The organism is Streptomyces murinus (assembly GCF_002154555.1).
GTDB lineage: Bacteria > Actinomycetota > Actinomycetes > Streptomycetales > Streptomycetaceae > Streptomyces > Streptomyces murinus.
The window spans coordinates 1-7,680 of the sequence record NZ_MUNF01000468.1 but is presented as its reverse complement, the minus strand read 5'-3'; the positions used below and the strand labels follow the sequence as shown (position 1 = coordinate 7,680).

Annotated in this window: 6 protein-coding genes and 1 pseudogene; all 7 read left to right on the top strand. The window is 71.5% G+C overall.

The window, feature by feature from the left end:
- Nucleotides 1-348 (top strand): cellulose binding domain-containing protein (locus tag CCN72_RS26740; RefSeq protein ID WP_208638105.1); only part of this gene is annotated, 348 nt, incomplete at its 5' end.
- Nucleotides 349-496: 148 nt separating this feature from the next.
- Nucleotides 497-1,192 carry a TetR/AcrR family transcriptional regulator gene (locus CCN72_RS26735; protein WP_086810310.1) on the top strand — a complete coding sequence of 232 codons (696 nt, stop codon included), beginning with the start codon at nucleotides 497-499 and terminating at the stop codon, nucleotides 1,190-1,192.
- A gap of 124 nt (nucleotides 1,193-1,316) precedes the next feature.
- Nucleotides 1,317-2,465: an FAD-dependent oxidoreductase gene (locus CCN72_RS26730; RefSeq protein ID WP_086810309.1), complete on the top strand. Its 1,149-nt coding sequence runs from the start codon at nucleotides 1,317-1,319 to the stop codon at nucleotides 2,463-2,465.
- 239 nt (nucleotides 2,466-2,704) lie between these two features.
- Entirely contained in the window at nucleotides 2,705-4,336 is a 1,632-nt protein-coding gene (locus CCN72_RS26720) for an ABC transporter substrate-binding protein (RefSeq protein ID WP_244174475.1), read from the top strand.
- 4 nt (nucleotides 4,337-4,340) lie between these two features.
- Nucleotides 4,341-5,297, top strand: coding sequence for an ABC transporter permease (locus tag CCN72_RS26715; RefSeq protein ID WP_086810303.1), 957 nt, complete (start codon nucleotides 4,341-4,343; stop codon nucleotides 5,295-5,297).
- Nucleotides 5,298-5,299: 2 nt separating this feature from the next.
- A complete protein-coding gene (locus CCN72_RS26710) occupies nucleotides 5,300-7,255 on the top strand; it encodes a dipeptide/oligopeptide/nickel ABC transporter permease/ATP-binding protein (RefSeq protein ID WP_086810301.1) in 1,956 nt (651 codons plus the stop codon).
- Between the two features lie 248 nt (nucleotides 7,256-7,503).
- A pseudogene (locus CCN72_RS26705) lies at nucleotides 7,504-7,680 on the top strand (peptide ABC transporter ATP-binding protein); the annotation flags it as partial.

The window sequence follows — 7,680 nt, the reverse complement described above, 5'->3', positions numbered from 1 at the left end:
CCCCCGCCGAGCGGCAGCGGGTGTTCCGCGACCTTCACCAACTCCTCCGACTGGGGCTCCGGCTTCACCGGCTCGGTGGCGGTCAAGAACAACGGCTCCGCCGCCATCAACGGCTGGACCGTCAAGCTGACCTTCCCCGGCAACCAGACGGTCAGCAGCCTCTGGAACGGCAGCTACACCCAGTCCGGCAACACGGTCACGGTGAAGAACGCGAGCAACAACGGCTCGCTCGGCGCCGGCGCCGNNGCCGAAGGAGGTGGCGGCGCCGGCGCCGCCACCTCCTTCGGCTTCAACGCCAACTACTCGGGCAGCAACGGCGCCCCGACGGCGACCTGCACCACCGGCTGACACGGCGTTCGACGGTGTCGTGCCGCACGTAGGCGACAGCGTCGAACCCGTCCGGATCGGCCGCCGCCCCGGCCTCGCCGCGGCGGCGGCCGATCCGTCCCGTGGCCGATCCGAACGGCACTACGAACGCGTTCGTTACGATCGCGGTATGACAGCGAGAAGAGAGCCGGCCAGCCGCAGGGAGCGTCCCGCGAAGCCCGCGCTGACCCGGCAGGGCATCGTGGACACCGCCGTACGGCTCATGCGTGCCGAAGGGCTGGAGAAGGTCACCATGCGTCGCCTGGCGCAGGAGCTCGACACCGGCCCGGCCTCGCTGTACGTGTACGTGGCCAACACCGCCGAGCTGCACGCGGCCGTACTGGACGCGCTGCTCGGCGAGGTCGACCTGGTGGCCGAGGGCGCCGGGGAGGACTGGCGGGAGCGGCTTCGGGCCGTACTCGCGTCGTACACCCGCGTCCTGTTCACGCACCCGCAGCTCGCGCGGTCGGCCCTCGTCGCGCGGCCCAGCGGCGAGAACTATCTGCGGCTGGTGGAGCGGATCCTGGACCTGCTCTCCCGCAGCGGCGCGGCGCGCGAACAGGTCGCGTGGGGCGTCGACAAGCTGCTCCAGGACGCCACGGCGGCGGCCGCCGAGCATGCGACACAGGCGCACGACCCCGCGAACGCGGACGACTGGGACGCCCTCGCCCGCGCTCTGCACGCGGTGAGCGGGACGACGCATCCGGCGATCAAGGCGCACATGCCGATGCTGCTCGGCGGCGCGGTGCGGGACCGGATGCGCTGGAGCTTCGACGTGCTGGTCAACGGCATCACACGGACACCGGTCCCGCCCACGACGGACTGAGCGAACGCACTCCCGCCCCCTCTCTCGGCCTCCCCCTGCCCATAGACGAACTTGTTCGTTACGAACACGTTCGTTAGGGTGAGGGCGTTCGTCAGAGACCCCTTGGCCGGTCGGGAGGCCCCCTGTGACACATGACAACCACGTCCCCATCGCGATCATCGGCGCGGGGCTCGGCGGCCTGACGGCCGCCCGGGTGCTGCGGGTGCACGGGATCGAGGCGACGGTCTTCGAGGCGGAGGCGTCCGCGGCGGCCCGTACGCAGGGCGGCATGCTCGACATCCACGAGGAGAACGGCCAGCGGGCCCTGCACGCCGCGGGTCTGCACGACGCGTTCCGGGAGCTGATCCACGAGGGCGGCCAGGCGATGCGGCTGGTCGGCCCCGACGGCACCGTGCTGGTCTCGCGGGAGGACGACGGCGACGGCGGCCGCCCCGAGGTGGACCGTGGTGACCTGCGCGATCTGCTGCTGGACTCGCTGCCGCAGGGCACGATCCGCTGGGGCGCCAAGGTGACCGGGGCGCGGGGGCTGGGCGGGGGCCGGCACGAGGTGGCGTTCGCGGACGGTTCGACCGTCACGACGGATCTGCTGATCGGCGCGGACGGCGCGTGGTCCCGGATCCGGCCGCTGGTGTCGTCCGCGCGGCCCGCGTACACCGGGATCTCCTTCGTGGAGACGGATCTGCTGGACGCGGACGCCCGTCATCCGCGCAGCGCGGCGCTGATCGGCGGCGGGTTCTTCATCAGCCTGGGCGGCGACCGCGGCTTCCTGGCCCACCGGGAGACCGACGGGAGCCTGCACGTCTATACGGCGGTGAGGGCGGACGAGGGCTGGCTCGGCACGATCGACTTCGGCGACACGGCGGCGGCGAAGGCGGCGGTCCTCGCGGGCTTCGAGGGCTGGGACGAGGGCCTGCGGGGGCTGGTCGCGGACGCCGACGGCCCGCTCACACCGCGCCATATGCACGCCCTGCCCGCCGACCACCGCTGGGACCGGGTCCCGGGGGTGACCCTGCTGGGCGACGCCGCCCACCTGATGTCCCCCTTCGCCGGCGAGGGCGCCAACCTGGCCATGTACGACGGCGCCCTGCTCGCCGAGGCCATCGCCGCCCACCCGAACGACCCCGAACTCGCCCTGACCGCCTACGAGTCCGCGCTCTTCCCCCGCAGCCAGGCCTCCGCCACCGAATCCGCGGCCAACCTGGACACGATGTTCAGCGACAACGGCCTGACCCAAATGGCCGCCTTCTTCAGGGCCGACCCGACGATCGCGTGACGACCTTGATCCGATCCAGCAAGGGCCGCCCCTCGGCCGGGCCATTGCAGGCAAGGACCCAGATCGCCTGGTTCACCAGCACGTACGAGTCGGGATCGGACTTGGTCCGACCCCCGGCAACTAGCCCATTCGTGTGTGCCCCCTTGACCGCCCACATGGGTGCTTTTATGGTCACGCTGATCGAACCGGACGTAGGACGTCGTACCTCTTCCCGCCTCCCCGACCTTGCTGGAGGACCCGTGCGTGACGACGTGATCCGTGATGTGGCGGCCCCGGGCCGGCGGGCCCTGCTCAGAGGGGTCGGGGGGTTCGGGGTGGCCGCCGCGCTGCCCGGCCTCGGCGCCTGCTCCGCAGGGCCGCAGTCCACGAACGACACCGGGAACGGCGGCAGCGGCAAGGACCGGACGCTCACCGCGGTGATCGGGTACGGCAATGACGGCAGCTGGGATCCGACGCAGACGGCGTCGGCGTTCTCCATGGCAGCCAACAACCATGTCTACGAAGGGCTGTTGGACACCGATCCGATCACCCGGGTGCCGTATCCCGCGCTCGGCACCGAGGTGCCGAAGGATCCCGGCGCCACCACCTGGCGGTTCCGGCTGCGGCCCGGTGCCACCTTTCACGACGGGAAGCCCGTCACCGCCGACGACGTCGTCTTCGTGTTCGACAGGATCCTCGACCCGAAGACCCAGACCCTCGCCAAAGGGTTCTTCGAGAGCTGGCTTCAAGGAGTCAGGAAGACCGGCAGCGACAGTGTCGAGCTCGTGCTCAAGTTCCCCTTCCCCGACGGGCTTTCGCGGCTCACGCTCGCCAAGATCATGCCCAAGCACGTGTTCGGGCGGCCCGGTGCGTGGGACGACGCGATCAAGGGGCTGGCCGTCGGGTCGGGGCCGTACCGGCAGACCGCCCATCACCCGAAGTCCAATACGACGTTCGAGGCGTTCGACGCCTACAACGGCCCCCGCAGGCCCGCGTTCAGGAAGATGAACTGGCTGACCATCGTGGACGCCGCCCCCCGCGTCGCCAAGATCTCCGGGACCGACGCGGGCGCGCAGATCGCGGACAACATCCCGTACGCCAACATCGGCAGGCTCGAACAGGGCGGCCTGAAGGTCGCCGGCGGGGCCGGGATGAACAACCTGTTCCTGATGTTCGACACCCGGCACAAGCCCTTCGACGACATCCGGGTACGGCAGGCCCTGCACTACGCCATCGACAAGGAGAAGATGGTCGAGGTCGCGCTCAAGGGGCACGGCAGGGCCGCCTCCTCCTTCCTCGACCAGGGAAACCCGTCGTACCGGCGGGCCAGGACCGTCTACGACTACGACCCGGACAGGGCGAAGGCGCTGCTGAAGGCCGCCGGCGTCACGGACCTGAGCATCAACATCCTCGCCGTCAATGTCAGTTGGATCGTGGACTGCCTGCCGACCATCAAGGCGTCCTGGGACGCGATCGGTGTCCGCACCACCCTGGCACCGCAGGAGACCACCGCCGTCTTCACCAAGATGGACCAGCGGCAGGACTACCAAGTCGTCGCCGCGGCCTCCGACCCGAACCAGTTCGGGCTCGACGCCGACCTGATCATGCGCTACAACTACGGGCCGCAGAACCTCTGGATGCGGTACACCCGCTGGGCCGACCACCCCGTCGCCCGACAGCTCTTCAAGGACATGGACCGCGCCACCCGGGAGCCGGACCCCGGGCGCAAGAAGGCGATGGTCCAGGGCTACATCGACGTCGTCGCCGAACAGGCCGTGCTCTACCCGGTCGTCCACAACGAGTTGATGACCGCCTGGGACCCGCGCCTGCTCACCGGGATAAGGGCGCAGCCGTACCCGGGGATCAACGTGCTCCAGGCCACGTGGGTCTGACCGGATGACGGCCGTCGTCCGCATCCTGCTGCGCCGGATCGCCCTGCTGGTGCCGCTGATGCTGGGGATCGTGCTCTTCGTGTTCCTGGTGATGCGGTTCTCGGACGTCGACCCGGCCTCCGCGTTCTTCCAGGGCGCCAACCCGACCCCCCAGCAGCTGCACCAATTCCGGGAACGCAACGGCCTGTTGGACCCGCTGCCCCTGCGGTACGTCCACTTCGTCGGCGCCCTGCTGCACGGCGACCTCGGCACCAGTGCCCTCACCCGGGCCCCCGTCGCCGAGCAGGTCACCACCGCGCTCCCCCTCACCCTCCAACTGACCTTCCTGGGCCTCGCGTTCGCGGTCGTCCTGGCGCTCGCGGGCGGGGTGACCGCCGCCGTGTACCGGGACCGGTTCCCCGACCAGGCCATCCGGGTCGTCTCGCTGATCGGGGTCGCCGCGCCCGGCTTCTGGCTGGCGCTGCTGATGATCCAGTACCTGGCGGTGGACCGGGGCTGGTTCCCGACCGGCGGCTACATCAACCCCGCCGACTCCACAACCGGCTGGCTGCGGACCATGGCGCTGCCCGCCGTCGCGCTGTCCCTGCCGGTGGCCGCCCAGCTGACCCGGATCGTGCGGACCTCGGTGGTGGAGGAGCTGGACAAGGACTATGTGCGCACCGCGATCGGCGGCGGGCTGCCGCCCTGGGTCGTCGTCGGGCGCAACGTCCTCAGGAACGCCCTGGTCAACCCGCTGACCGTGCTCGGCCTGCGGGTCGGCTATCTGCTGGGCGGTGCCGTCGTGATCGAGACGATCTTCTCGCTGCCGGGGATGGGGAAGCTGATGATCGACGCCGTGCAGAACGGCGATCCCGCGGTGGTCCAGGGCGTCGTCCTGACCACGGCCACCGGGTTCGTCGTCGTCAATCTCGTCATCGACATCCTGTATCTGCTCATCAACCCCCGGCTGCGGGCGGCCTGACGATGACCCGCGCCGAACTCGCCGAACGGCTCTCCGGCCCCCGGGTGACACCGCGCGCCCTGCGCCGGCTGCCGCCGCTGTCCAGGCTCGCCGTCTGCTTCCTCGCCCTCGTCGTCCTCGTCGCCCTCCTCGCGCCCCTGCTCGCCCCCGACGACCCGCTCGACCAGCAGGACCCGGTGGGCGGCACCGGGCACCCGTCCGCCGCGCACTGGATGGGGCAGGACAGCCTGGGGCGGGACATCCTCAGCAGGCTGATGTACGGCGCCCGGTGGTCGCTGGCGATCGGGCTCGGCGCCACCGGGCTCGCCCTGGTCGTCGGGGCGGTGCTTGGCGCGGTCGCGGCGACCTCGCGCAAGGCCGTCGACGAGACGCTGATGCGCTGTCTGGACGTGGTGATGGCGTTCCCGGGGATCGCGCTGGCCGCCGTGCTCGTGGCGGTGTTCGGCGGTGGGATCGGCGTGCTGATCTGCGCCATCGCCTTCCTGTTCATCCCGCCGGTGGCACGCGTCGTACGGGCCAATGTGCTCGACCAGTACGGCGAGGACTACGTCACCGCGGAACGGGTGATCGGCGCCCGCACCCCGCACATCGTGCTGCGCCATGTGGCCGTCAACTGCGCAGCTCCGGTCCTGGTGTTCTGCACCGTGCAGGTCGCCGAGGCGATCGTGTTCGAGGCGTCGCTGTCCTTCATCGGGGCGGGGGTGCGGCCCCCGGACCCGTCCTGGGGCAGTGTCATCGCGGACGGCAAGAACATGGTGCTGACCGGGGGTTGGTGGGCGACCGTCTTCCCCGGGCTGCTGATCCTGCTGACCGTGCTCTGCCTGAACATCCTCTCCGAGGGCGTCTCGGACGCGTGGGCCGCGCCTGCGCCCAGGGAGGTCGAGGCGGCCGACGAGCCCGTGGAGCAGGTGAGTTCGGGTGAGGTGCTGAAGCTGCCCGGTCTCGCCGAGGCCGCCCGGGGGCTGCGCTCCCGCGCCCGGCCACTCCCGGATCGCACCGGGCCGCCGGTGCTCGCCGTGGCGGACCTGGCCATCGGATTCCCCGGCCGGCACCGGGGCGTGGACATCGTCGCCGGGGTCGGCTTCGAGGTGCACCCCGGTGAAGTGCTGGGCCTGGTCGGCGAGTCGGGGTGCGGGAAGTCGCTGACCGCGCTCACCGTCATGGGGCTCCAGCCGCCCGGCGCCCGGGTGCGCGGCCGGATCAGCTTCCGGCAGCGCGACCTGCTCGCCGAACCCGCTCGCGCCCGGCGGAAGTTGCTGGGCCACGAGATGGCGATGGTCTACCAGGACGCCCTGTCCTCCCTGAACCCGGCCATGACCGTCCGCGCCCAGCTGGGGCAGCTGGTACGACGCGGAGGGCGCCGCAGTCCGGCCGAGCTGCTGGCCCTCGTCGGCCTCGATCCCGAGCGCACCCTGCGCAGCTATCCGCACGAGCTGTCCGGCGGGCAGCGGCAGCGGGTGCTGATCGCCATGGCCCTGTCCCGCGACCCGAGCCTGATCATCGCCGACGAGCCGACGACCGCGCTGGACGTCACCGTGCAGGCCCAGGTGATGGAACTGCTGCTGCGGCTGCGCGCGGAACTGGGCTTCGCCCTCGTCCTGGTCTCGCACGATCTGGCGCTGGTCGCGGATGTCACCGACCGGGTGGTGGTGATGTACGGCGGGCAGATCGTGGAGAGCGCCGTGACCGCCGAACTGGTGGCGGCCCCGGCCCACCACTACTCGCGCGGGCTGCTCGGCAGCGTGCTCTCACTGGAGTCCGCCGCGGCGCGGCTGACCCAGATCCGGGGCGTCGTACCGGCCCCCGCCGACTTCCCACCGGGCTGCCGCTTCGCCGGACGCTGCCCACGGGCGAGCGAGGTGTGCCGCGCGCAGGCTCCGGTCCTCACGGGCCCCGCGACCCACACGGTCGCCTGCCATCACCCGGCCCCGGCCGACAGCGAGGAGACCGTCCGGTGACCGTCGTACCGGAAGGAGACCACCCGGTGAACCCCCTGACGGAAGCCACGCCCTCGTGGCGGCGCCGCGGGTCGCGCGCCGGAAGTCTGTCCCCACCGGACCGGGTACACCCGCCGACCAACGAAACACACCGCACACACACCGGCCCGCACCTGCCCCACCCGGCACACGGCCACCCGCCATCGCCCCATTCCGGCCCACAGCGAGGAGGCCGTTCAGTGACCGTCGTACCGGAAAGGGACCGTCCGATGCACCCCCTGGTGGAGACCCCCGTCGTGGAGGTGCGGGGCGCGCACGTGGTGCACAGGGCGCGTACCGGGGGCCTGTTCGCCCGGGACCGGGTGTACGCGCTGACCGGCGCCGATCTCGCGGTGGCGGCCGGTGAGACGGTGGGGGTCGTCGGCGAGTCGGGGTGCGGGAAGTCG

Bases quoted from the DNA above. Each gene is read 5' to 3' on its own strand.
- CCN72_RS26710 (WP_086810301.1), top strand. From the start codon at position 5,300: ATGACCCGCGCCGAACTCGCCGAACGGCTCTCCGGCCCCCGGGTGACA.
- CCN72_RS26715 (WP_086810303.1), top strand. From the start codon at position 4,341: ATGACGGCCGTCGTCCGCATCCTGCTGCGCCGGATCGCCCTGCTGGTG.
- CCN72_RS26735 (WP_086810310.1), top strand. From the start codon at position 497: ATGACAGCGAGAAGAGAGCCGGCCAGCCGCAGGGAGCGTCCCGCGAAG.